Origin of the sequence: Rhizobium sp. NLR10b, assembly GCF_019685435.1 — a bacterium.
In the GTDB taxonomy this organism is placed as follows: domain Bacteria; phylum Pseudomonadota; class Alphaproteobacteria; order Rhizobiales; family Rhizobiaceae; genus Rhizobium.
Map to the genome: position 1 here is coordinate 111,391 of NZ_JABDWV010000001.1, position 22,275 is coordinate 133,665.

At 63.3% G+C, this 22,275-nt stretch carries 22 protein-coding genes and 2 pseudogenes; 11 read left to right on the plus strand and 13 right to left on the minus strand.

Annotation, left to right across the window (positions count from 1 at the left end; genetic code table 11):
- Positions 1 to 106 precede the first annotated feature (106 nt).
- Positions 107 to 1,012 carry an NAD(P)/FAD-dependent oxidoreductase gene (locus HJB91_RS00485; RefSeq protein ID WP_210632513.1) on the plus strand — a complete coding sequence of 302 codons (906 nt, stop codon included), beginning with the start codon at positions 107 to 109 and terminating at the stop codon, positions 1,010 to 1,012.
- A 130-nt stretch (positions 1,013 to 1,142) separates the two neighbouring features.
- Here the strand turns inward: HJB91_RS00485 and HJB91_RS00490 are convergent, their stop codons facing one another.
- The 3 genes from HJB91_RS00490 to HJB91_RS00500 form a co-directional block, all read right to left on the minus strand.
- Positions 1,143 to 3,053 (minus strand): adenylate/guanylate cyclase domain-containing protein, encoded by a 1,911-nt coding sequence (locus HJB91_RS00490; RefSeq protein WP_210632514.1) that lies wholly within the window; start codon positions 3,051 to 3,053, stop codon positions 1,143 to 1,145.
- A gap of 169 nt (positions 3,054 to 3,222) precedes the next feature.
- On the minus strand, positions 3,223 to 4,101 hold the full coding sequence (locus tag HJB91_RS00495; protein WP_210632515.1) for an FkbM family methyltransferase: 879 nt from the start codon (positions 4,099 to 4,101) through the stop codon (positions 3,223 to 3,225).
- Positions 4,101 to 5,816 carry an adenylate/guanylate cyclase domain-containing protein gene (locus tag HJB91_RS00500; RefSeq protein ID WP_221153281.1) on the minus strand — a complete coding sequence of 572 codons (1,716 nt, stop codon included), beginning with the start codon at positions 5,814 to 5,816 and terminating at the stop codon, positions 4,101 to 4,103. Before HJB91_RS00500 ends, HJB91_RS00495 begins: the two co-directional genes overlap by 1 nt.
- Before the next feature lie 271 nt (positions 5,817 to 6,087).
- On the opposite strand from HJB91_RS00500, the gene HJB91_RS00505 reads away from it, so the two are divergent.
- The gene (locus HJB91_RS00505) at positions 6,088 to 7,170 is read left to right on the plus strand and encodes a glycosyltransferase family 4 protein (protein ID WP_210632517.1); all 1,083 of its coding nucleotides are present in this window, start codon (positions 6,088 to 6,090) and stop codon (positions 7,168 to 7,170) included.
- Positions 7,171 to 7,174: 4 nt separating this feature from the next.
- Positions 7,175 to 7,927: a polysaccharide deacetylase family protein gene (locus tag HJB91_RS00510; RefSeq protein WP_221123101.1), complete on the plus strand. Its 753-nt coding sequence runs from the start codon at positions 7,175 to 7,177 to the stop codon at positions 7,925 to 7,927.
- 13 nt (positions 7,928 to 7,940) lie between these two features.
- Here HJB91_RS00510 and HJB91_RS00515 read toward each other — a convergent pair.
- The 8 genes and pseudogenes from HJB91_RS00515 to pcaD form a co-directional block, all read right to left on the minus strand.
- Positions 7,941 to 8,815, minus strand: a pseudogene (locus HJB91_RS00515) (alpha/beta fold hydrolase).
- Entirely contained in the window at positions 8,812 to 9,186 is a 375-nt protein-coding gene (locus HJB91_RS00520; protein WP_210632520.1) for a GFA family protein, read from the minus strand. Before HJB91_RS00520 ends, HJB91_RS00515 begins: the two are co-directional and overlap by 4 nt.
- 118 nt (positions 9,187 to 9,304) lie before the next feature.
- Positions 9,305 to 10,135: an MBL fold metallo-hydrolase gene (locus tag HJB91_RS00525; RefSeq protein ID WP_210632521.1), complete on the minus strand. Its 831-nt coding sequence runs from the start codon at positions 10,133 to 10,135 to the stop codon at positions 9,305 to 9,307.
- Between the two features lie 326 nt (positions 10,136 to 10,461).
- Positions 10,462 to 11,508, minus strand: coding sequence for a 3-carboxy-cis,cis-muconate cycloisomerase (locus tag HJB91_RS00530; protein WP_210632522.1), 1,047 nt, complete (start codon positions 11,506 to 11,508; stop codon positions 10,462 to 10,464).
- A 136-nt stretch (positions 11,509 to 11,644) separates the two neighbouring features.
- Positions 11,645 to 12,256, minus strand: a complete 612-nt coding sequence (pcaG, locus tag HJB91_RS00535) for a protocatechuate 3,4-dioxygenase subunit alpha (RefSeq protein ID WP_221144872.1) — start codon at positions 12,254 to 12,256, stop codon at positions 11,645 to 11,647.
- A 2-nt stretch (positions 12,257 to 12,258) separates the two neighbouring features.
- Positions 12,259 to 13,008, minus strand: a complete 750-nt coding sequence (gene pcaH / locus HJB91_RS00540) for a protocatechuate 3,4-dioxygenase subunit beta (RefSeq protein WP_210632526.1) — start codon at positions 13,006 to 13,008, stop codon at positions 12,259 to 12,261.
- Between the two features lie 9 nt (positions 13,009 to 13,017).
- Positions 13,018 to 13,419 carry a 4-carboxymuconolactone decarboxylase gene (gene pcaC, locus HJB91_RS00545; RefSeq protein WP_210632527.1) on the minus strand — a complete coding sequence of 134 codons (402 nt, stop codon included), beginning with the start codon at positions 13,417 to 13,419 and terminating at the stop codon, positions 13,018 to 13,020.
- Positions 13,416 to 14,237 carry a 3-oxoadipate enol-lactonase gene (pcaD, locus tag HJB91_RS00550; protein WP_221153282.1) on the minus strand — a complete coding sequence of 274 codons (822 nt, stop codon included), beginning with the start codon at positions 14,235 to 14,237 and terminating at the stop codon, positions 13,416 to 13,418. The genes pcaC and pcaD overlap by 4 nt, the downstream gene beginning before the upstream one ends.
- A 191-nt stretch (positions 14,238 to 14,428) precedes the next feature.
- Between pcaD and pcaQ the strand changes: the two genes are divergently transcribed.
- From pcaQ to HJB91_RS00565, 3 genes are all read left to right on the plus strand, one after another.
- Positions 14,429 to 15,346 carry a pca operon transcription factor PcaQ gene (gene pcaQ, locus HJB91_RS00555; protein WP_210632530.1) on the plus strand — a complete coding sequence of 306 codons (918 nt, stop codon included), beginning with the start codon at positions 14,429 to 14,431 and terminating at the stop codon, positions 15,344 to 15,346.
- Positions 15,347 to 15,413: 67 nt separating this feature from the next.
- A complete protein-coding gene (locus tag HJB91_RS00560; RefSeq protein ID WP_210632531.1) occupies positions 15,414 to 15,926 on the plus strand; it encodes an MbcA/ParS/Xre antitoxin family protein in 513 nt (170 codons plus the stop codon).
- The gene (locus tag HJB91_RS00565; RefSeq protein WP_221153283.1) at positions 15,923 to 16,618 is read left to right on the plus strand and encodes an RES family NAD+ phosphorylase; all 696 of its coding nucleotides are present in this window, start codon (positions 15,923 to 15,925) and stop codon (positions 16,616 to 16,618) included. The genes HJB91_RS00560 and HJB91_RS00565 overlap by 4 nt, the downstream gene beginning before the upstream one ends.
- A gap of 3 nt (positions 16,619 to 16,621) precedes the next feature.
- Here the strand turns inward: HJB91_RS00565 and HJB91_RS00570 are convergent, their stop codons facing one another.
- Positions 16,622 to 17,263, minus strand: coding sequence for an alpha/beta fold hydrolase (locus tag HJB91_RS00570; protein ID WP_210632539.1), 642 nt, complete (start codon positions 17,261 to 17,263; stop codon positions 16,622 to 16,624).
- A gap of 70 nt (positions 17,264 to 17,333) precedes the next feature.
- On the opposite strand from HJB91_RS00570, the gene HJB91_RS00575 reads away from it, so the two are divergent.
- On the plus strand, positions 17,334 to 17,516 hold the full coding sequence (locus tag HJB91_RS00575; RefSeq protein WP_085780917.1) for a hypothetical protein: 183 nt from the start codon (positions 17,334 to 17,336) through the stop codon (positions 17,514 to 17,516).
- A 405-nt stretch (positions 17,517 to 17,921) separates the two neighbouring features.
- Here the strand turns inward: HJB91_RS00575 and HJB91_RS00580 are convergent.
- Positions 17,922 to 18,850: pseudogene (locus tag HJB91_RS00580) on the minus strand (LysR family transcriptional regulator).
- 128 nt (positions 18,851 to 18,978) lie between these two features.
- Here HJB91_RS00580 and HJB91_RS00585 point away from each other — a divergent pair.
- From HJB91_RS00585 to HJB91_RS00600, 4 genes are all read left to right on the plus strand, one after another.
- On the plus strand, positions 18,979 to 19,827 hold the full coding sequence (locus tag HJB91_RS00585) for a class III extradiol ring-cleavage dioxygenase (protein WP_210632541.1): 849 nt from the start codon (positions 18,979 to 18,981) through the stop codon (positions 19,825 to 19,827).
- A gap of 115 nt (positions 19,828 to 19,942) precedes the next feature.
- On the plus strand, positions 19,943 to 20,341 hold the full coding sequence (locus tag HJB91_RS00590; RefSeq protein ID WP_086083302.1) for a DoxX family protein: 399 nt from the start codon (positions 19,943 to 19,945) through the stop codon (positions 20,339 to 20,341).
- 79 nt (positions 20,342 to 20,420) lie between these two features.
- Entirely contained in the window at positions 20,421 to 21,323 is a 903-nt protein-coding gene (locus HJB91_RS00595; protein WP_221153284.1) for an NADP-dependent oxidoreductase, read from the plus strand.
- A 243-nt stretch (positions 21,324 to 21,566) separates the two neighbouring features.
- A complete protein-coding gene (locus tag HJB91_RS00600; RefSeq protein WP_221153285.1) occupies positions 21,567 to 22,268 on the plus strand; it encodes a DUF899 family protein in 702 nt (233 codons plus the stop codon).
- Positions 22,269 to 22,275: the final 7 nt, after the last annotated feature.

The following is a 22,275-nucleotide window of genomic DNA, read 5'->3' on the forward strand; positions in this document are numbered from 1 at the left end:
GCCATTATCGCAGCCAGTTTGTAACAAGACAAGTGACATGAGTCTTGACCGCCAGGTTTCATGTAACTTATGATGATTCATGAACCAATATCGAAGGAGTCAGCGCATGTCCTACGAAGTCATCGTCATCGGCGGCAATTTTGCCGGCCTGTCGGCAGCCATGCAGCTCACCCGGGCGCGGCGGCGGGTTCTGCTCGTCGATGCCGGCGCGCCGCGAAACCGGTTTTCGCAAGCTTCGCACGGTTTTCTCGGCCAGGACGGCCAGGCGCCGGCGGCGATCATGGGTGAGGGGAAGAGGCAGCTTTCGCTTTATCCGAACATAACATTTCGCGACGGCAAGGTTACCCGCGCCCGGAAGGAGGGTGAGGAATTCGTCATCACCATCGAAGGCGGCGGTGAAGAACGCGCTGCCCGCCTCATTCTCGCGACCGGCGTCAGCGATACGCTGCCCGACATCCCCGGCCTTGGGGAGCGCTGGGGCCGCTCCGTGCTGCACTGCCCCTATTGCCACGGCTACGAGGTGAGCGGCGGCGAACTCGGCGTCCTTGCAAACCACCCGCATTCGGCCCATTCCGCCATGATGATCCCGGACTGGGGCGCGACCACCTTCTTCGCCCAGGCACTGTTCGAGCCCGATGAAGAGCAGCTGGCGCGGCTGACGAACCGCGGTGTACGCATCGAACGCAGCCCGATCGTGGAATTGCTCGGCGACAGTCCGAAACTCCAGGCGGTACGTCTCGCCGATGACCGCATCGTGCCGCTCGACGCCGTCTTCGTCGCGCCGAAGACCGCGATGGCGAGCCCGATCGCCGAACAGCTGGGCTGCGCCTTCGACGACGGCGCTTTCGGGCCGGTGATCCGCACCGGCGAAAACAAGGAGACCAGCGTCAAGGGCGTCTTCGCCGCCGGCGATGCGGCGAGCTCCATGCACAGCGGCACGCTCGCCTCCGCCTCGGGTGTTCTCGCCGGCGTGCATTGCCATCAGTCGCTGGTGATGCCGCCTGCCAGCTAGTGTTTGGCGGCGGTGCCCGCGGCAAGGGCGTTGAGGATCTGTCGTCGTTCCAACAAAGCGCGAGCGTGTCAGCAGAAAAATGGACCGCCCGCCTTGCGCCTCCGCGGGTAACGCCAGCCAAAGCTGCCCGTCAGCCACGCTCCCCAACCAGTTCCCATAGATCAACCTTCTCAGCCCGCCCCTTCACCTGCACCAGCCCCAACGGCCGAAACTGGAAGCGGTCGCCGACGGCATTGTGGACTGCGGCGCTCACCAGGATCGAGGTGCCGTAATCCTTGTTCAATCCTTCCAGCCGTGAGGCGACGTTGATCGTATCGCCCATGGCCGTGTATTGCTGGCGCGAGATTGCTCCGAAACTGCCGACGACGGCGGGACCTGTGTGGAGCCCGAACCGCGTGAAGAGTTCGGGGCGGTCATGAACTCTGTTTTCCCGATTGAGGTCGTCGATCGCGGCTTTCATCGAAAGCGCGCAGCGACAGCCGTGTTCGACATGCCCGCCATCTTGAACAGGGGCATTCCACATGACGAAAATGGAGTCGCCGAGATATTGCACGACCGTGCCCTCATGACGCTCGGCGATGGTGTTCAGCAGCTCGAAATAGGCCGACAGCGTATCGACCACGTCCTCGGGTGAATTCTGCTCCGATATGGTCGTGAAGTCCCTGATATCGGTGAAAAGCACGGTCACGTCCTGCCGCTTCGCCTTGACCACCGTTCGCCCGTCAGGGCTGACGATACGGCGAACCACTTCGCGCGGTACATAGAGGGCAAACTGGCCGATGGCGTGACGGCTTGCCGAGAGCGCGCTCGCCAATGTGTTGATTTCGGTTATCCAGGAGTGCGACGAGGCTTTCTCACCGACATCGAGATCACCGATCCTGCGCGCCTCGTCGGCGAGTCGGTAGAGAGAGCGGCTGACCATCCGCGAGAGAATGACCGATGCCGCGACACCCGCGAGCACTAAGGCGCCGGCAATCAGCAGATTGCGCACGAGCAGCCGGTGGGCATCGGCCACGAGGTCTTCCAACGGCACGACGATCGCAGCGCTGCTTCCCTGGAACAGACCGGATATGCTGACGGGAGCGATCTGCACGAGATAGCCTTCGCCATCAAGATCGAACCGCGCCAATCCGCCGCCTGCGAAGGCGGGATCTCGCCGCAGCCTCGCAACCGTTTCCAGACTGGTATCGAAAGCGTTCGCCGTCATGGCGAAAGAGCCTGAGGTCCTCGACCAGATCGAGATGATCCTGCTCATGATGTCAGGGTCGGAGTGAGCAATGAGATTGTCGCTCCCGTCGATGACATAGGCTCGGGCATGCGGCGAAATTCCCTGCGCATCCAACAGGCGACCGATGGTCTGCAGGTGAACGTTGATGCCGACGACCACCCGCCCATCGTCCCTCGTCGGTGCCGCGATCGTCAGGGTCGGAACCTGGAGCGTTCCGGTCACATAGGGTCCGACCGAGACCGGAACTCCATCCTGGACCACCGCTTGATACCAGGGGCGTTGCCGCGGATCGAAAGATGCATTTTCGATCTTCCGCTCGCCGATGGGTCTCGCCTTGCTGTCGAGAAAGCGAAGCGTCGATATGACGCTCGCGCTTTGTCGCTCGGCGATCGTTCTGATCGCGAAAGCCGCATTGTCAGGCGCCGAGAGGGTCTGGCGGACATCCCTCCTTGCAGCTTTGATGACCTGCAGGTACGAGCCGTCGGGATAACCGGTATAGATGCTCGTTGCCTCGGGGACGTTTCGCAGAACTTCGAGAAAGAGTTCCTGTTTTGCCTCGATATCCTGAGGCGGCGGCGAAGCGAGCTGCGGCAGGGTCGCTGCCAGCGCGACCGCCTCGTAGCCTCCTTCCAGCGTGTTGCGGTATCCCTCGATCAGCCGCAGGCTCATCTCGCGCATCTGCTGCGCGCCGGCACTCACGGCAGCATTGCTTCCCTGCCTGAACGCCATCCAGATAATCGGCATCGACGTGCAAAGCAGCGATGCAACGATCAGGACCCCGAGATGTACTCTGAGCGGTTTGGACCAGCGCACGAGACTTCCCTCGAATGCGGAAACGTCTCAGCACACCTATCGCCCACGGGTCGTCTAACTGTGCATGAAGAGCGTCCCCAACGACGGTAGCTAACTGCTTTTTTCGGGCTTGCACAAGCCGGTCCCGCGCGCCCGGCTCCGGGCGTCAGTATGTTTTTGAGAAGTAAGCCTAAGGCAGAAACAGCACGTTGTACTGATCGAACTCTTCAGGCAGGTCCCGCACCTTCATCTCTTCCTCGCGGTCCTCGAAGAGCACGAGACAATCCTCGTAGAACCCTGACAGCATCGCTATGAAGGCCTTCGTTCCCTCGCGCCCGTAGAACAGCGGCGTGAATTCCATATGAAGCGGCACGCGGCGGGAAAGCAGCGGCTGCATCGAGCGGCAGGCGACCGGCTCGTAGCCTTCGATATCCATCCACACAAGGCCGATTGCGGCCGGATCGATCGAGAGGCCGGCGAGGATTTCGGAGACCGGCTTCACCGGCACGCTGATCTTCCGGTCGATCGGGCTCTGGCGGATGGCGCTGCTCTTGCCGTGATTGTTGAGGTTGAGAAAAAAGTCGATCTCGCCTGCGTGCTCGCCGGCGGCGCAGTTGACGAGCCGAACCTTCTCCTCCAGCCGGTTCTGGCGAATGTTGAGTTCAAGCAGCGGGAAATTGCGCGGATCGGGCTCGACACTGACGATGTTGGCGTAGGTGCCGCTCAAGGCGAAATAGACGGTCTGGGTGCCGATATTGCCGCCGATCTCGAGCAGCGTCGCATCCTTTCTGAGCAGGCCGCGCTCGCGCAGGATGACGATCAGCCGGTCGACGGCGTCGCGCTCGAAATGGCCCTTGCGGAAGACCTTGCGGCCGATATAGTCGGCGGGCGAGAAGGTCATCAGATGATCACCGGCATCGACCGTCATCGAGACGACGCGCGGGCCGATATTCTCGATCAGCAAGCGACGGCCGAGGCGAGTGTCGAAGAACCGCGAGGCGGTTCTATTGCGCGCCTTGCGTAGCCGGCGGCTCCAATATTTGGCGGTGAGCCAGGGCTTGCCGGGCATCAGACATTTCCTTCGAGCGGTTCTGCCGCTTTCTCTCTCGGAATGACATAAACTTTCAAGGGCAGGGCGCGGCCGCGCACGCTGATTTCACGGCTTTCGACGTCGGCAAGGTCGGCGCCGGCAAGCCGCGCCACCGGCTCGGAGAAGACGATCGCCGCGTCGAATTCCTTGGCCGCGCTTTCCAGCCGGCTCGCGACATTCACCGTATCGCCGATCGCCGTCATGCTGCGCACCCGGCCATAGCCCATCGTGCCGACGACGGCCGGCCCGGCGTGGATGCCGATGGCGATCCGCAGCGGCAGCGTCAGCTCTTCGGCCAGTTCGGCGGCGAGTTTCTCGATCCCCGCGACGATCGCCGCGGCGGCGTCGAGCGCCTGGCGGCATGCTTCTTCCGGCGCGGCGTTGAGGCCGAAGAGCGCCATGGCACCGTCGCCGATGAACTTGTCGAGCCGGCCGCCGGCCTGTTCCACCGCCTTGCCGATGATGGCGAAATAGCGGTTCAGCAGGAAGACGACGTCGAAGGGCAGGCGCGTTTCCGTCAGCGTGGTGAAATGACGGATATCGACGAAGAGCACGACGATCTCACGCTCACGGCCGGGGCTCGTCTCCTGGCTGTTGGCAGGCAGAGCCGCCTCCTCCGCCGGAACCATGAGAGGCGCGACCGCGATCTCGGCATTCGGTCGAAGCTGGCAGGCCAGCCGCACGTCAGGGCCGGCATTGATGCGTTTCAGTGTCGTCTGCTCCAGCTTGTCGGGCGGCGGCAGCTTCTGGTAATCGCCGAGGATCTGCACCCGGCAGGTTGAGCACTGGCCCTTGCCGCCGCACACCGAATAATGCGGCAGGCCGCCGAGGCGGCTCGCCTCCAGCACGGTGAAGCCCCGCGGCACGCGGATCACTTCGCCACCCGGATAATGCACCGCGACCTGATCGAGACGCTCCTTCAGCCTGCGCTGGGTGCGGGCGGCAACGACGATGATCAGCGAGGCCGAGAAGGCGCCATAGAGCCCGGCGCGAACCATGGCGATCTGACTGCGAATCTCAGGATCGGAGACATAGTGAGAGTTCACGGTCGTCGCGTAAGGCTCGATCGCGGTCAGTTGGTAGGCGGGGTCGGCGAGGGTGCGGCCCATTTCGACAAAACCGAGCAGCGACAGCACCGGCACAAGGATCGCCAGCGCCAGCAGCAGCGGTGCGAAATCGCCGTACCAAGGGCGGTAACGCAGCCAGTAATGGATGCCGATGCAGCCATGGATCCACACCGCGAGAAGGCCGAATGCCTGGCGCACCCCCGTCGCCGGCGTCCGCAGCCACAACATGCCGACGATCGTCTCGTAATTGTCGATATAGCCGTAGAGTTCATGCGCGATGCGGGTGCCGATGACGTGATCGATGAGAAGCAGCGGGATCAGCAAGCCGAGCACCATCTGAGCTGCTTCTCCCTTGGGCATGACCAGGCTGCGCCTGATGTAGATGGCGCGCAGCACCAGGGCCATATGGACGAAGACGGATCCATAGAACAGAACGGTGCCGACGGGATTGCGCCAGACAGCCAGGAAAAGATGGCGGGCCTTATCGGCTGCGGCGATCGAGACGAGTCCGAGCGCATGGTTCGACAAATGCAAGAGAACGAAGACAAAGATAACCAGCCCGGAACCGAGCCTTGCCCTTCTGATCGAGCGTTCCGAAAAAATCCCTGTGACCGAGGCCGTCGTCATTCATTCCCGTTCTTGTCGATGCAATCGCAGGCCCATAGAGATGGGGAAGGAGGCGGAATTGCTTCCATTGCGATCACATTGCATATGCTTATGCGCAAGTTTTCGGGAAGGCAGCAATAAGGGATTTTTTCGCCTCCGGGCACGATGCCGCGCACCATGGGAAGGTTCAAGGCGACCGCATGCTGCATGTGCCTGATCTGGTTATGAATTCGAATGATCTATGATGCCTGTGAATACCGATTGGAAACAGTGTGTCTATGTGAGGGATCGCATGCGGGTCGCCTTCTATGCGCCGATAAAATCACCGAACCACCCGGTGCCCTCGGGCGACCGGCTGATGGCGCGGCTGCTGATCCGGGCATTGCAGCTTGCCGGGCATCAGGTCGAGGTCGTCTCCGAATTCCGTACCCATGCTGCGACGCCCGAGGCGGCGGCAGCGCTCGAACCCGCGATCTCAGCCGAATTGGCGCGGCTGCGGGCGAAATGGCAAGAAGAGCCTCGGCCGGATCTCTGGTTCTGCTACCACCCCTACTACAAATCCCCCGATCCCTTCGGGCCGGCGATTTCGGCCGAATTCGCCATTCCCTATGTCACCGCCGAAGCTTCTTATGCGGCAAAACGCGATAAGACCGATTGGGCGGCCCGGCAGAAGCGCGTGGGCGAGGCGGTCATGCAGGCGGCGGTCAATATCGGCTTCACCGAGCGCGACCGGGCCGGGCTCCGCTCCGCCTTTCCGCAGGCGCGGCTTGCGGCTCTCAAGCCGTTCATCGATCCGGCGCTGTTCGAGGCGGTGCGCCCGGCGCCCGATCGCAGCCGGCTGATGACGGTCGCGATGATGCGGGCCGGCGACAAGATGGAAAGCTTCGCGATGCTCGCGAAAGCATTGCGGCTGATCGGAGACCGGCCATGGACGCTTTCGGTCATCGGCGATGGGCCGATGCGCCAGGAGGTGGAGGCGCTGTTCGCCGGCCTTTCCGGCCGCATCGAATGGCTGGGCGAGCAAGGTGAGGCTGAGATCGCCGGCCTGCTCGCGCGTGGCGGCATCTATGTCTGGCCCGGCTGCGGCGAGGCCTATGGCCTTGCCTATCTCGAAGCCCAGGCCGCCGGCCTGCCTGTCGTGGCGCAGCAGACGGCGGGCGTGCCCGCCGTGGTCGAGGCCGGCGTCACCGGCCTGCTGACGCCGGAGGGCGATGTCGCCGCCTATGCCGCGGCTGTCGCGGCCCTGCTCGGCGACGGGCGGAAACGCGACGCGATGGGGCAGGCAGCGCGGCGCTTCGTGCTCGGGGAGCGCTCGCTCGCGATGGCTGCCGGCGCCCTGGACGGGATTTTGCGCAAGGCGCAGGAACAGGAGTGAGATGATGAGCCGAGGGATGAGCTGGGAACCGCTGCGCCGGGAGCTCGACCGCTGGCGCGCCGCCGGCCGCGTGGCGCGGTTCTGGCTGCGCGACGACGATGCCGTCGAGCCGACGCCGGATCTGGAGCGGCTGCTGTCGCTGACCGGCGCGAACGGAATTCCGCTGACGCTTGCCGTCATTCCCGGCCGGACCGGCGAAGCATTGGCGGCGCGGCTGGCGGCAGAGGCGAGCGTCGCTGTCGCTGTGCATGGCTGGTGGCATACGAACCACGCCGGACCTGAGCGCAAGAAGCAGGAACTCGGCGGCGAACGCCCGCCCGAGGTGGTGCTCGGCGAGTTGCGTGAGGGACTACAGCGCCTGAAGCGGCTCCATCCGGCTCGCTTCCTGCCGGTGCTGGTGCCGCCGTGGAACCGGATCGACGCCGCGCTCATCCCGGCATTGCCCGACCTCGCCTTTGCGGCGCTTTCGGTTTACGGGCGGGCAAGAGAGGGCGGGCCGATCCCGCTTCTCAACACCCATGTCGACATTATCGACTGGCACGGCACGCGCGGCGGCCGCGACGAGGAGGAGCTGGTGGCCGAACTGGTCGCCGAACTCCGCGACCGGTTTGCCGGCAGCGACGAGCCGATCGGCGTGCTCACCCACCATCTCGTCCATGATGCGGCCGCCTGGGATTTCCTGTCGGCCTTGTTTGCGCTGACGGCCGATCATCCTGCCGTCTCCTGGTCGTCGCCGGGCGCACTTCTCAAAGCTTAGCGCGAAGGAGCGATCAGCCGGCGTGAACGCGCCCGAGGAAGTCCCGCATCAGGGCTGCGACCTCTTCGAGATGCGTCTCGAGCAGCCAATGCCCGCCATCGAGCAGATGCAGTTCGGCATCCGGCAGTCGCGGAGGTAGGCGCGTGCCGACTCTTCCGGCATATAGTGGTCGTTCGGCCCCCAGACGATCAGGGTCGGCGGCCGGTTTTGCCGGAGATATTTCCGGTGCTCGGGAAACCAGGCGCGGTTCTCCTTCAATCCGGCGATCAGGTCGATGGCGATTTCCGTGCGCCGCGGCGTGACCAGCGACCAGTGCAGCCTCCAGAGATCCGGCGGGATCGTTTCGGCCAGAGGCGGCGGCAGGTCGTTGAGGAATTCCTCCCGGAACATCTCCTCGCTGATTGCTTCCGCCAGCGCCTTCCTCATCTCCGCGCGCGGTAGCGCCCAGGTCGCCTCGATATCCGCATATTTCGGGCCAAGCGCATCCTCATAGGGAATATCGCCATTCTGGATCATCAGCGCCACGATGCGGCCAGGGTTTCTGATGGCCAGCCGCGCTCCGATCGGCGAGCCGAAATCGTGGAGATAGAGGGCGAAGCGGTCGACACCGAGCGCGTCGATGAAAGCCTCCAGCCAGGCGGCATAGCCGTCGAAGCTGTAGTCGAAATCGTCGGGCGTGTCGCTATAGCCCGCGCCGGGGAAATCCGGGGCTATCAGGCGCCAGCGGTCGGCAAGGCGCGGCATGAGATTGCGAAATTCGTAAGAAGAGCAGGGATAGCCGTGTGGCAGAAACAGGACCGGTGCGTCCGGCGGGCCGGCCTCGCGGTAAAAGGTCTCGATGCCTGAGATCGTAACGAACCTATGCCGGACGAGCGTGGCGAGGCTCACGTTCGGTCCTCCTCATACTGCTCGGCGCCCTCCACGGGTCGCAGCCACGTTTCGCGGCGTTTGATCCACAGTTCATAGCGCGGCACCAGCGGCGTCGGCGCCTGCGAGAGGATGCCGAGCTTGATCTCCGCCTCCTGGTCATCGGCGGAAAACAGCCGCGAACCGCAGCCGGTGCAGAAGCGCCGGCCGTGAAATTCGCCCGTTTCTCCGGAATGTTCGAACCGCCCGGCGGGCCAGATTCCATAAAAAGTAAAGGCCGAACCGCTTTCCTTTCGGCAGTCGGTGCAATGACAGATGCCGACACGCAGCGGTTCGCCTCGCACAGAAAGCTGCACCTGCCCGCAAAGGCATTGTCCGGAGAGCACGGTCATGGCTGATACCCCGTTTCATCGATCTTGCGCTGCCGGGGAAACGGTCGGACCCGACATCTGTTCCGTCAGCAAGGCGCGAACGGACGTCGTCTTGCGCGCCCGCAGGAGACTCGGTGTCCTAGATCACCACGGTCTGGTTGTCGCGCGCGGCGAAGGCGCCGGGGAAGGCGGCCTCAGCCTGCGCTTCCATCTCGGCCAGCTGTTCGTCCGTGCGGGAGGGCGCATGGTGGAACAGGGCGAAGCGCTTGGCGCCGGCCATTTTGGCGAGCTCGGTGCCGTGCTGCCAGGTCGAATGACCGAAGCCCTTGAAGCGCTGCATCTCATCTTCATTGTAGGTGCAATCGTAGACGACGAGATCGGCGCCCTGCATCATCTCCAGCGAGACCGGATCATAGCTGCCTGGAATATGCTCGATATCGTAGATGAGAGCGATGGAACGGCCTTGCCATTCGATGCGGTAGCCGATGGCGCCGCCTGGATGGTTCAGCGTGAAAGTCCTGATCTCGATGCCCTCGTGCGGGGTCAGAACCTGGCCGGGATGGAAATCGCGGAAGTTCATCGTCGCCTGACAGATATCTGTCTTGACCGGAAACCAGGGCGGGCTGATGAACTGCTCGACCATTTCCCGCGTGCTCATCTTGCCGTCGAGATGGCCGGACCAGATGTTGACGTTGATCGAGGGATAATAGATCGCCTTGAAGAAGGGCAGGCCGATGATGTGGTCGTAATGGCAGTGGCTGAAGAACAGATCCACGTCGCTGACGCCGTCGGCGAGCAGCGACAGTCCCGCCTCGCGCAAGCCCGAACCTGCGTCGAAAAGCAACCGATGTTTTCCGCAACGAATCTCGATGCAGGAAGTGTTACCGCCGTAGCGATCGAACTCGGGGCCCGATACGGGAATACTGCCGCGGACGCCCCAAAATTTTATCTGAAACAGTTCTGTCGTCATCGTTTTTCAAACCGGCCTTCCCGCATCGCCATCGTAATCATAGTTTATCCCGATGCGAAGCAGCAGAATTCCACGAGTTTGCCTGCGCCCCCTTTCGTTCTCCTAACCGCTAGCGGAAGAAGAAGTATATTCTCCTAAGCAATCGGCTTTCGCTTCGGAAAGCAACCCGGTATGGTTGGTTTTCGGTAAATGGGCTGCTCGGGCGGGGCGTTTTCCGCAAGTCATGCCTATTAGATGGTTGCGCGCGATCGAAAATGCAAATCACCGCGCTCGCGCTGGAGCCCCTGACGAACGGGCTTGCCACAGCGCTGGCCGCGGCTGCGATCTCAGGCCGTCCCAAGCCGCTTGATATTTCCGATCAGCTCTCCGGCAAGCCGCAGGCTGGCGGCGGTTGCCATGGTCATCTGCGGCAGCAGCAGCCATTCCAGCGTCCAGGCCGCTCCGGAGCGTTCCTGTTCATGGACAAGCGACTGGTGGATGCCGGAGAGCGCCGTGGCGTTGAAGCGGGCGAGCGAGACCAGGACTTCGGCGGCAACCGGATTCTGCTTGTGCGCCATGGCCGACGAGGCGCCGCCGCCTGAGATTTCGATCTCGCCGCCCATCTCGGCAAGCAGCGCGATATCCTGTCCCATCTTGCCGAGGCTGCCCGAAATCGAAGCGAACAGGCCGGCGATATCGGCGATCGGCAGGCGCGCGCTTTGCCATTGCCTGATATCGGTGAGGCCGAGCTCCTGGGCGAGCGAAGCGCGGATTGCGGTGGCCTGTGGCCCGAGCTTGTCGAGCGTGCCGGCAGCACCGCCGAACTGGACGGGAAAACTCTGCTCGGTCAGGCGGTCGCGATAGGTCGCGAGCGGCGGGCGCCAGGCATCGAGACGGTCGCGGACGCTGATGGCGATCGCCGCCTGCATGCGGGTATGCCCCATCAGGCGGTTGCGGCCGAACCGCCGGTCGAGCCCGTCGAGCGCTGCGAGGATCGAGGAAAGCCGGCCGGCAAACAGGAAGACCACCGCCTTCAGTCGGATCATCAGGCTGGTGTCGATGACGTCCTGGCTGGTGGCGCCGAGATGCAGGTTTTTGCCGGCTTCCTCGCCGACCTTGGCGCGCAGCTGCTTGACGAGGTCGGGGACGATGACGCCGTCCTTCGCCGTTGCCGCGCGAAGGCTGGTGAGGTCCGGAGAAAAACCGGCGCAGGCTTCGGCGATCTTCCTTGCGGCTTCGCCGGGAATGACACCGTGCGCGGCTTCCGCCCTGGCGAGCGCGGCTTCGAAGGAGAGCATGGCGCGGATATCGGCTTCGGCGGAAAAATAGGGCGCGATTTCGATATCGCCGAGAAGGCCGGAGAGGAAGGGATGGTCGAAGGGCGATGCGGTCATGGGGGTCTCTATTCGAGCATTTCAGACAAAGTGCAGGGGTGGGCGCCGACCCGACCCATCCTTCGAACCCCCCGCAGAGAGGGCAGGGTGAGGGGGCTGCTTGCTAAGAGCTCTCCTTACAAATAGCCGTCGACCTTCAAATATCCAGAAACACGGTCTCCTTCGGCCCCTGCAGGTGGATGTCAAAACGGCAGATCGCGCCGTCGCGGCCGGCGACCATGGTGGCGACGCGTTCGCGATGTTCGATACGGGCAAGCAGCGGGTCGCTGGCGTTGGCCTCCGTCTCCTCCGGAAAATACATCCGCGTATGCAGGCCGATATTGATGCCGCGGGCGACGATCCAGAAGGTGATGTGCGGCGCCTGTCTGCGGCCGTCCTTGAAGGGAACGCGGCCGGGCTTGATCGTCTCGAAGCTGTAGACGCCATCGTCGGCGCTGGTCGGGCAGCGGCCCCAGCCGGCGAAGTTCGGGTCGGCGGCGCCGCGCATTTCCGAGGGGCTGTTGTAGAGGCCGGCGCTGTCGGCCTGCCAGATCTCGACGACGGCATCGCGCACCAGCGCGCCCGCCCCGTCGAAGATGCGCCCGGTGACGGTGATGCGTTCGCCGAGCGTTTCGTCATTGAGCATCGCGGCGCCGAGATCGCTGTCGTAGACGCCTGTGATGTCGCAAAAATTCGGCGTCAGGCCGATATGGACATAGGGGCCGGCGGTCTGCGACGGGGTTTCCTTGAGATAGCCGAGCTGCTGCATGGTCAGTTGCCCTCCAGCCTGTTTTCGAACATCGTCGAGCGGCGGCCCCGCAGCACGATGTCGAATTTATAGGCGCGTGAATCCATCGGAATCGTATTGCCCCAGTCGAGCGGCGCGATCAGCTGCTCGATCGCCGCCTTGTCCGGGATCGTGCCGACGATCGGACATTTCCAGATCATCGGATCGCCCTCGAAATACATCTGGGTGATCAGGCGCTGTGCGAAGCCGTGGCCGAAGATCGAGAAGTGGATATGGGCGGGGCGCCAGTCGTTGACGCCGTTCGGCCAGGGATAGGCGCCCGGCCGCACGGTGCGGAAATGGTAGCGGCCTTCCTCGTCGGTGATGGCACGGCCGCAGCCGCCAAAATTCGGGTCGATTGCCGCCAGATAGGTTTCCTTCTTGTGGCGGTAGCGGCCGCCGGCATTGGCCTGCCAGAATTCGACCAGCGCGCCGGCCACTGGCTTGGCGCGTTCGTCGAGCACGCGGCCGTGGACGATGATGCGCTCGCCGATGGCGCTTTCGCCGGGCCGCGCATAGTTCAGGATCAGGTCGTTGTCGAGTTCGCCGATCAGCGAATGGCCGAAGACCGGCCCGGTCGTCTCGGAGATCGTGCCGTCGAGCGACAGCAGTGCCCGTTGGGGCGCGCGCAGCACCGAGGTTTTGTAGCCGGGGGTCAGGGCCGGCGCATGCCAGGCGCGGTCGCGGGCGAAGAAGGCGCCGGTCTCCGGCTTTTGGTTGGGTCGTTCGGACATCTCTCTCCCTCAGGCCGCCTTCTCGGCGTCCATCTCTGCAAAGGCCTGCTTGGCAATCTTGATCGCGTGGTTGGCGGCGGGGACGCCGGCATAGATCGCCACATGCAAGAGCGCCTCGCAGATATCCTCGCGGCTTGCTCCCGTATTGGCAGTAGCGCGCACATGCATGGCGACCTCGTCATCCTGGCCGAGTGCGGCGAGCAGTGCGATGGTGATGATCGAGCGCTCGCGCTTGGTCAGCGCCGGGCGCGACCAGACATGGCCCCAGGCGGCTTCGGTGATCAGCTCCTGGAAGGGACGGTCGAACTCGGTCGTTGCCGCTGCGGCGCGCTCGACATGGGCGTCGCCGAGCACGGCGCGACGGGTCGCCATGCCCTGTCGGTAACGCTCGGAGGAGGCGGTCTCGTTCATCGGTTGGTGTCTCCAGGTGGGATGCCAGGGGGGATGGATGTGAGGAAGGCGCGGATGATCGCCGTCAGCGCTTCCGGCTGCTCGACGCAGGGAATATGGGCGCAGTCGGCGATCACCTCGTAGCGGGCGCCGGGGATAAGCCGCGCCGTGGAGAGCACCAGATCGGGCGGGGTCGAGCCGTCCTGGTCGCCGACGATGCAGATTGTCGGCACAGCAATCGACTTGGCCGCTTCGGTGAAATCTGCGTCGCGGATCGCTTCGCAGGCGGCGAGGTAACCCTCGACCGGCTGGCGTGTCAGCATGTTGCAATAGCCGGAATAGGCGGTGTTCTCGGGCCGGCGGAAGGAGGGCGTGAACCAGCGCTCCATGACGGCGTCGACGATGCTGCCGATGCCATCTTTCTTGACGGCGGCAATGCGGGCGTTCCAGCTCTCAGCCGTGCCGATCTTGTGGGCGGTGTCGCAAAGAATAAGGGCGCCGACGAGATCCGGCCGGCGCTGCGTCTGCGACTGGGCGATGAGGCCGCCGACCGACAGGCCGCAGATGACCGCATTTTTCACTGACAGCAGGTCGAGCAGGCCGGCAAGATCGGTCGCATGGTCCTCGATCGACGAGGGGAGCTGGCCGACGTCGGAAAGGCCGTGGCCGCGTTTATCGTAAAGCACGATGGCGTGATCGCCGGCCAGTCGTACGACGACGTCGCGCCAGATGCGGAAATCCGTCCCGAGCGAATTGATGAAGACGATCACCGGCCGGTCGGCGGGCGCGCCGATAAGCTGATAGTGGATCGTCACGTCGTTTATGCGGGCGAATTGCACGTTACGTCCTCCTTGTTCAAGTCCGAGCACCCCACCTCCGTCATCCTCGGCTCAAGGCCGAGGATGACGGAGTGTCGGCTTGGCTTTCCCGTCAAACTCGCCACACCTCTTGGCGTCAAGACTGAATGGTTGATCCGGTTAAGTAAAATGATATTTTAAGGCATTTCGATAACCTTGGAGTTAAGTGATCGATGGTCGACAGCCGCGTCAAGTTTCGCCATCTGCAGACCTTTGTCGAGGTGGCGCGGCAGAAGAGCGTCATGAAGGCGGCGGAGTTGCTGCATGTCAGCCAACCGGCGGTGACGAAGACGATCCGCGAGTTGGAACAGGTGCTCGGCGTCGACGTCTTCGAGCGCGACGGCCGCGGCATCAAGATCACTCGTTATGGCGAGGTTTTCCTGCGGCACGCCGGCGCGGCGCTGACGGCGCTGCGCCAGGGTCTCGATTCCGTCTCGCAGGAGCAGTTCGCTGACGCGCCACCGATCCGCATCGGCGCCCTGCCGACGGTCTCATCGCGCATCATGCCGCGGGCGATGGAACTCTTCCTCAAGGAGAAAACCTGGAGCCGGGTGAAGATCGTCACCGGCGAGAACGCCGCGCTGCTGGAAGAGCTTCGTGTCGGCGATCTCGACCTGGTCGTCGGGCGCCTCGCCGGCGCTGAAAAGATGGCGGGCTTCTCCTTCGAGCATCTTTATTCAGAACAGGTGGTGTTTGCCGTGCGCCGCGGCCATCCGCTGCTGAACGGCCGGCAATCGCTGTTTGCAGGTTTCGCCGACTATACGGTGCTGATGCCGACACGCGGTTCGATCATCCGGCCGGTTGTCGAAAATTTCCTGATCGCCAATGGCGTCTCCAGCCTGCCGGACCAGATCGAGACGGTGTCGGATTCCTTCGGCCGCGCCTTCCTCAGGTCAAGCGACGCGATCTGGATCATTTCGAACGGTGTGGTAGCAGGCGATGTCGCCGATGGACGGCTGGCGCTGCTGCCGATCGACACCGGCGAAACCAGGGGGCCGGTCGGGCTGACGACGCGCGCCGATGCCGTGCCGTCGGCGCCGCAATCGATCCTGATGCAGACAATCCGCGAGGCGGCGCGGGAGGTTTCCTGAAGCCCCCCTCCAACGCTTGCTATTTGCCCAGATCTGGATTAAATCTAGTTCAAGACGGGAGATTCCTATGCAGCAGGCAAGACGCAGAGAGCAAGAGCCGGAGCGGCTGGACACGGAGCGGTTTGCACCTGCCAATCGAAGGCGGCTGAGCCCGCCGGCGTTGCGAACCTTTTTGGCGATCGCCGATCTCTGGGGGCTCACCGAAGAGCAGCGTTTGCTCGTGCTCGGCTATCCCTCCCGCTCGACCTATCACAGCTGGGCAAAGCAGGCGCGTGAGCACGGCGCTTTTACCCTCGACGTCGATGCACTGACCAGGATCTCCGCCGTGTTCGGCATCCACCAGGCGCTTGGCGTGCTGTTTGCCGACGAACGCGCCGGTATCGCCTGGCTGCGCACGCCGCATCAGGCGCCGGTTTTCGGCGGCCATCCGCCGCTCGATATCGTCACAAGCGGAACTCAGGACGGGCTGATGACCGTGCGCCGGTTTCTGGACGGCGCGCGCGGCGGGCTCTACATGCCGCCCAATAGGCTCGACGAGGCCTTCACGCCTTACGAAGACGCGGACATCGTCTTCCGGTGAGCGATCGTTTTGCCGAGGCGCCGCATCCGTCCCATCGGCTGATCCCGTCGCAATTTCCGCCGATCGGTCTGTTCGATACGGTGACGAGGGCGGCGGATCTCGAAGCCGTAATGGAACTTGTGGGATGGACCAATGATCGGCTCGTGGCCGACCGCCTTCGGCGGCTTCCCGAAAACGAGTGGGTCTACGGCAGTCCGAACGCCAGTATCGTGATGGCGGCGTTCCTCCATGTCGCACCCGGCGGCATGCGCTTCAACGGGCCCGATCTCGGCGCCTGGTATGCCGCCGACAATCTGAAGACAGCCGCGGCTGAAGTCGGCCATCATCTCCGGCGCGAGGCTGTGGCGCGCGGGGTGGCGACGATGGCGCGCACCTATCGCAGCTACGCCGCCACCCTGATCGGCGACTATCTCGACATTCGCGGCGAACAGGCGCTGCGACCGGATGTCTATGACGGCACGAGCTATGCGGCGTCGCAGGTGCTCGGCGAAGACGTGCGCTCGAGCGGCGGTGCCGGCATCCTCTATGACAGTGTGCGGCTGAGGGGCGGGGTGAACGTCGCGGCGCACCGGCCGAGGAATATCCGCGATGTGCTGCAGGCAGATCATTTCGAAATCACCGTTTTCGCCGCCGACCGGCGCATCGATGTCAGGAAGCTGGCAGTCCGGCGGCGACCGACTGCCGCAAGGTAGACGTTAAACCGGCAGGCGCTCGGCCCATGCCTTTGCCGTCTTTGCCATCGTCGCGAGGTGATCGGCAGCGGAGAAACCGGAAATTTTCTTGCGCGGCTTCAGGTCGTGATCCCCGTCCTCGAGCCAGAGGACCTCGATCCTGTCGGAGAGGTCGTAGCCCGGCACTTCGTCCTTCGTGCCGAACTCGTCGCGTGTTCCCTGGCAGATCAGTGTGGGCGTCTTCAGGCCCAAGAGATGGCTGGTGCGCAGCTTGTCCGGCTGGCCGGGTGGATGGAAGGGATAGCCGAGGCAGAGCAGGCCGGCGATCCTTCCCCTGTCATAGAGACCGTCGGCGACCATGCTCGCAACCCGTCCGCCCATCGACCTGCCGGCGATGATGAGAGGACCGCCAGCGTCGAGCGCGGCAATCGCCGCCTCATATTCGGGGTTAAGGGTTTCGGCGCGCGGCGGCGGCTTGCGCCCTTCCGCAGTGCGGCGGGCGGCCATATAGGCGAATTCGAACCTGGCGACGCGAAAGCCGACGCCGGCAAGCGCGTCGGCCGCCGCTGTCATCGAAGCCGAATCCATCGGCGCGCCGGCGCCATGGGCAAGAAGGATGGTGAAGCGCGCATCCTGCGGCCCCTGCAGCAAAAACCTTTCAAGCATCGGCAATCCTCCATCCGCCGCCGGAACCATGTCGGCAGCCCGGGCTTCGTCCCTGGAAAGGAGACAGACAATGTCGACGAATGATGAAAACGTAAAGCCCGAGCAGCGCCGTCCCAAGGACGTCAATGCCGTACCCGGCAAGCCGGAACCCGCCGACGCCGAATCGATGGCCCCGCCGGCCGTGCAACCGGCTGGGGAGGGCGATAAAAGCGAGCGGCCGGTGGTCAATCCGGTGACCGGCGCCGCCCTTTAGCGGCCGCTCGCTAAAGATGATGCAAAAACCCCTTGAAACGGCGAATGCAAGCGTCCATATAGCGGCTCTGCCTGAAAAATGGATGCGCCCGGTATCGACGTCGTCGAGCTGTTCGCTGTCCGACAGGATAAGGGCGCTCCCCGCAAGGGTCGAGCGCCCTTTTTGCTTTTCCGACGTCGCGTGGAATCACGGCTTGGGTTTGCATTGGTGGCGATAGCGAGCAACTCCCACCATAATCTATAGAGCACTTCGGAATCCCGAAATTGGCTGCGTCGTTGAAATCGTTCAATTTTATTCCACGGGCACATGGCTGAAAAGGCGTCGAATTTCGGAATCCCGAAGCGGGCGGATTTCGGGAGTCCGAAGTGGGATTTTTTTCGCGCCGGTGTTCTCGCTGAGCGAGGATTATCCCATCTCCCGCGTGCTCGCCGTCAGAAAATCGATGAAGGTACGGACCTTGGCCGAGAGATATTTGCGGCTCGGATAGACGGCGTAAAGCGTGCTGTTGAAACCGAGCATAATGGCCGGCAGCACGATCTCCAGGCGGCCTGCCTCGATATCCTGCTCAGCCATCCATGTCGGCAGGAAGGCGAGGCCCATGCCGCGCAGGGCCGCCAGGTGCATAATTGTCTCGTTGTCGCTCTGCATCACCGTGCGGAAGGTGATCTTGTGTGGTCCGTCCGGACCTTCCAGCGACATGCTTTCCCCAAAATTGACACCGGAGTAGCGAAGCAGTGCGTGGCCGTTGAGCTCGCCGACGTTTCGGGGCCGCCCGGTTCGCTCGAGGTAATCCGGCGAGGCCATGAGACGGAACTGCACGTTCGTCAGCGGGCGGGCGACGAGGCCCGGATCGAGCCGGTCCTGCGACGTTGCCCGCAGCGCCAGATCGAAACCTTCGTCAACTAGGTTGACCAGCCGGCCGCTGAGATCCAAGTCCAGGCAGACATCGGGGTAGCGCCGGTTATACGCTGTCAGCATGTCGGTAAAATAGTTGGTTGCCGCCCAAACCGGCGCACTCAGTTTCAGCATGCCGCGGGGAGCGACCGTCACATTCCCGATGGCGTCTTCCACCTCGTCCAGCCGTTCGAGCATCTCCCTGGTCTGGTTGAAGTAAAGCCGCCCTGTCTCCGTCAGGCTGACGTGCCGGCTGGTTCGGTTGAGCAGCCGCGTGCCCAGCCGGTTCGGTTGAGCAGCCGCGTGCCCAGCCGGTTCTCGAGCTGCATCACATGCTTGCTCGCCATTGCCGGTGAAACGCCCAGGCGATCGGCAGCAGCGGTGAAGCTTTTCAGTTCGGCGACGGTGCAAAACACCCGCAGGCTCGTCAACGTATCCACTGATCATCAACACCCAGGAAATGGTTCTTCAATATCTGCCACATTGATCAATAATGGAGAAAAAATCAAAATCTTCCTATCGAAGCGCTGCCCAATGCTCGCGACAATGATGCCCAAGGACAATTCCGGTGACAAATTCCAGACTCCCGACTTATTTCGTCAGCCATGGCGGTGGTCCCTGGCCCTACATGACAGGAGAATTCCGTCGCAACTTCGACGTGCTCGAACGGTCGCTGGTCGACATGCGCGCTGAACTCGGCGATGCGCCGAAGGCGATCCTCGTGGTCTCGGGGCACTGGGAAGAGGAAGGTTTTGTCATATCGTCGGGCGTCAAGCCGGGCATGGTCTACGACTATCACGGCTTTCCCGAACACCTCTATCACATCACCTACAATGCCCCCGGTTCGCCTGATCTCGCAGACCGCGTGCAGCATCTGCTGCGGGCGAGCGGTATCGAAGCGGCGCTTGATCCGACGCGTGGTTACGATCACGGCACGTTCAGCATCATGAAGCCGCTCTATCCGGAAGAGAACATCCCTGTCGTGCAGCTTTCGCTGGATGCGGGTTATGATCCGGCGCTGCACATCAGCGTCGGCCGGGCGCTGGCGCCCTTGCGTGACGAGGGCGTCCTGATCATCGGCAGCGGTCTCAGCTATCACAATCTTTCGGCCATGCGCGGCACCGGCGGATATGAGCCGTCCCGCCGCTTCGACGCCTGGCTTCAGGAAACACTGGTTCACGCAGCCTGCGACAAGCGCACCGAGCGGCTGATCGAATGGCAGCAGGCGCCGGCCGCCCGGGCGGCGCATCCGCGCGAAGACCACCTCATCCCGCTGATGGTGGTCGTCGGCGCCGCCGAGAACGAAGCCGGCGCCACCACCTATCACCAGAAGGATTTTGCCGGCGGGCTCACCGCATCGAGCTTCCGTTTCGGCCGCGCCCCCTCAACCCCCCGATCACATGGAGATGCGCAATGACCGGCGAAATCTTCAAGCCGTCTTCGCCATGTCGATAAGGCTCTGGAAAGAAACCAGGAACTCAGAAGGCGGCCTCCGCCGCCTGACCTCCCATCAACCTCATTGGAGAAACTCGATGATCAATACCGGCAAATGGACGCCATACATTCTCGCACTTCTGCGCATCATGGCGGCCTTACTCTTCCTCGAACATGCCACAATGAAGTTTCTGCAGTTTCCGGGTCCGATTCAAGGCGTACCCTATCCGCTGCCCGCCCTCCTGCTGGTTGCAGGCGCAATCGAGGTGATCACCTCTGCTCTGATGCTCGTCGGATTTCAAACGCGCATCGCCGCATTCATCGCGTCGGGCGAAATGGCTGCCGCCTACTTCATGGGCCACACGCCGTATGGCTTCTGGCCGGCGCTGAACATGGGCGAAGGTGCCATTCTGTTCTGCTTCATCTTCCTCTACATCGCCTTTGCCGGCGGCGGAGCCTGGACGCTCGACAACGCGCGTCCCCCCGCCACGGCCTGAGACGGCATCATCCGGGAACCGCCTGTGCCCGGCAGCCGGGCATAGGCGCAAACGAAACGCTAGAAATTCTGGAGGCGCAATGAAAGCGGCACTTCTGAAATCCTATGGTGATGTCGATCAGTTCGAAATCGCGGATCTTCCGGCGCCGAAGCCCGGACCGGGCGAAGTCCTGATCAAGATCGAGGCATCCGCCGTCAACCCCTTCGATCTCATTCTCCGCCAGGGCTTCATGGCGCAGTACATCCCGCTTCCACTGCCGGCCGTGCTCGGAGGTGACGCCGCCGGCACCATCTCGGCACTCGGCGAAGGTGTGACCGGTTTTGCGGTCGGCGACCGGGTGGTCGCCGTTTTTGCCGCAAACGGCAGAGGCGCGCATGCGGAATATGGTGTCGTTCCCTCGACATCCATCGCAAGGCTGCCGGCCGCACTCGGCTTCGAGCAGGGCGCCTCGCTGGTCAAGGCAGGTCTTACCGGCCGGCAGACCGTCGAAGCGCTCGGCGTCAAGGGCGGCGACCGGGTTCTCGTTTCCGGCGGCCTCGGCACGGTCGGACGGTCCGCCATCCAATACCTCAGGCAGATCGGCGCCCAGCCGGTTGCGGGCGTCCGGCCCGAGCGGCTGAACGAAGGCCAGGAGCTGGCGGGCGAAGCGCTCGACATCACGGTTCCCGCCGCAAGCCCGAGTTTCGACTATGCGATCAGCACCGCCGGCCCGGTGGTCGGCAACCTCATCGGTCATGTCCGCGACGGTGGCACAGTTGCGAGCATCGTTTCGGTGCCGGAAGGCGCCAACGCCGGAAACCGCGTTATCATCCGCGAACTCTACCATCGCACCGACGCGGCCATGCTTGACGCTGTTCTGGCGTCCGCCGCCAGCGGTGACTTGGTGATCCCGATTTCCCATACCTTCACCCTGGAGCAGATCGGCCTTGCCCAGAACGCGGTTGCGGCAGGTGCTCCCGGGAAGGTCGTTCTCAAACACTGAAAAGCAGACAAGCGGCACCGCATCACGCGAACGGTAGCACCGGCATGACGATCTTCATGCCGGTCGTTTCGGTCGCTTAGGTGGTTTTCTGTTCCATTCCTCCTCAAAGGCGGATTTTTCCCGCCGGTCCTGTCGATTTTCGCATCTGAGGATCGTCTTCCTAACGATGTGCTGGAAATCCGTTGCGATCGCGGCACATCCTTTGAGCGCTCGAGACGCGCGACGACAGAAGGAGGATATGTGATGGATAACAGTCAGCTGGTACCCGCCGCCGTACTCGCGGCCAAGAACGGCGTTCGTTTCCCGAACGAGAGCGAGGAATATCGTATCGCCCGCGACGCGCTGCTGGCCGAGGAGATCGAATTGCGCCGGCACATCGAGCGCGTGGCAAGACAGCGCCGGGCGCTGCCGCCCGGCGGCGAGGTGAAGAAGGATTACCGCTTCGAAGGTGCGGACGGGGCGATCTCGCTGAGCGAACTCTTCGCCGACAAGGATACGCTAATCGTCTACAGCTACATGTTTGGGCCGGAGCGCGAACGCCCATGCCCGATGTGCACCTCGCTGCTGTCGGCCTGGGATGGCGAGGTACCGGATATCCAGCAACGCGCCGCCCTCGCGGTCATTGCCCGCTCGCCGATCGGAAAGCTGCTTGCCTTCAAGAAGGAACGCGGCTGGCATCACCTGCCGCTCTATTCCGACACGACGGGCGATTACAGCCGCGACTATCATGCCATCGGCAAAGGCGGCGGCGATGACCCTGCCTATAACGTCTTCACACGGCGCGACGGCACCATCCGCCACTTCTGGAGCCAGGAAATGGGCGACGTTACCTCGGATCCCGGCGAGGACCCGCGTGGCGCCCCCGACCTGATGCCGCTCTGGACCTTGATCGACACGACACCGGAAGGCCGGGCGCCGGACTGGTATCCGAAGCTGTCCTACTGACGGTTTT

Coding starts and splice junctions, on each gene's coding strand:
- pcaH (WP_210632526.1), bottom strand. CDS start 13,008: ATGTCCGAACGACCCAACCAAAAGCCGGAGACCGGCGCCTTCTTCGCC.
- HJB91_RS00510 (WP_221123101.1), top strand. CDS start 7,175: ATGAGCCGAGGGATGAGCTGGGAACCGCTGCGCCGGGAGCTCGACCGC.
- pcaC (WP_210632527.1), bottom strand. CDS start 13,419: ATGAACGAGACCGCCTCCTCCGAGCGTTACCGACAGGGCATGGCGACC.
- HJB91_RS00500 (WP_221153281.1), bottom strand. CDS start 5,816: ATGACGACGGCCTCGGTCACAGGGATTTTTTCGGAACGCTCGATCAGA.
- pcaG (WP_221144872.1), bottom strand. CDS start 12,256: ATGCAGCAGCTCGGCTATCTCAAGGAAACCCCGTCGCAGACCGCCGGC.
- pcaQ (WP_210632530.1), top strand. CDS start 14,429: ATGGTCGACAGCCGCGTCAAGTTTCGCCATCTGCAGACCTTTGTCGAG.
- HJB91_RS00575 (WP_085780917.1), top strand. CDS start 17,334: ATGTCGACGAATGATGAAAACGTAAAGCCCGAGCAGCGCCGTCCCAAG.
- HJB91_RS00530 (WP_210632522.1), bottom strand. CDS start 11,508: ATGACCGCATCGCCCTTCGACCATCCCTTCCTCTCCGGCCTTCTCGGC.
- HJB91_RS00600 (WP_221153285.1), top strand. CDS start 21,567: ATGGATAACAGTCAGCTGGTACCCGCCGCCGTACTCGCGGCCAAGAAC.
- HJB91_RS00485 (WP_210632513.1), top strand. CDS start 107: ATGTCCTACGAAGTCATCGTCATCGGCGGCAATTTTGCCGGCCTGTCG.
- HJB91_RS00495 (WP_210632515.1), bottom strand. CDS start 4,101: ATGCCCGGCAAGCCCTGGCTCACCGCCAAATATTGGAGCCGCCGGCTA.
- HJB91_RS00505 (WP_210632517.1), top strand. CDS start 6,088: ATGCGGGTCGCCTTCTATGCGCCGATAAAATCACCGAACCACCCGGTG.
- HJB91_RS00595 (WP_221153284.1), top strand. CDS start 20,421: ATGAAAGCGGCACTTCTGAAATCCTATGGTGATGTCGATCAGTTCGAA.
- HJB91_RS00590 (WP_086083302.1), top strand. CDS start 19,943: ATGATCAATACCGGCAAATGGACGCCATACATTCTCGCACTTCTGCGC.
- HJB91_RS00520 (WP_210632520.1), bottom strand. CDS start 9,186: ATGACCGTGCTCTCCGGACAATGCCTTTGCGGGCAGGTGCAGCTTTCT.
- HJB91_RS00560 (WP_210632531.1), top strand. CDS start 15,414: ATGCAGCAGGCAAGACGCAGAGAGCAAGAGCCGGAGCGGCTGGACACG.
- HJB91_RS00570 (WP_210632539.1), bottom strand. CDS start 17,263: ATGCTTGAAAGGTTTTTGCTGCAGGGGCCGCAGGATGCGCGCTTCACC.
- HJB91_RS00525 (WP_210632521.1), bottom strand. CDS start 10,135: ATGACGACAGAACTGTTTCAGATAAAATTTTGGGGCGTCCGCGGCAGT.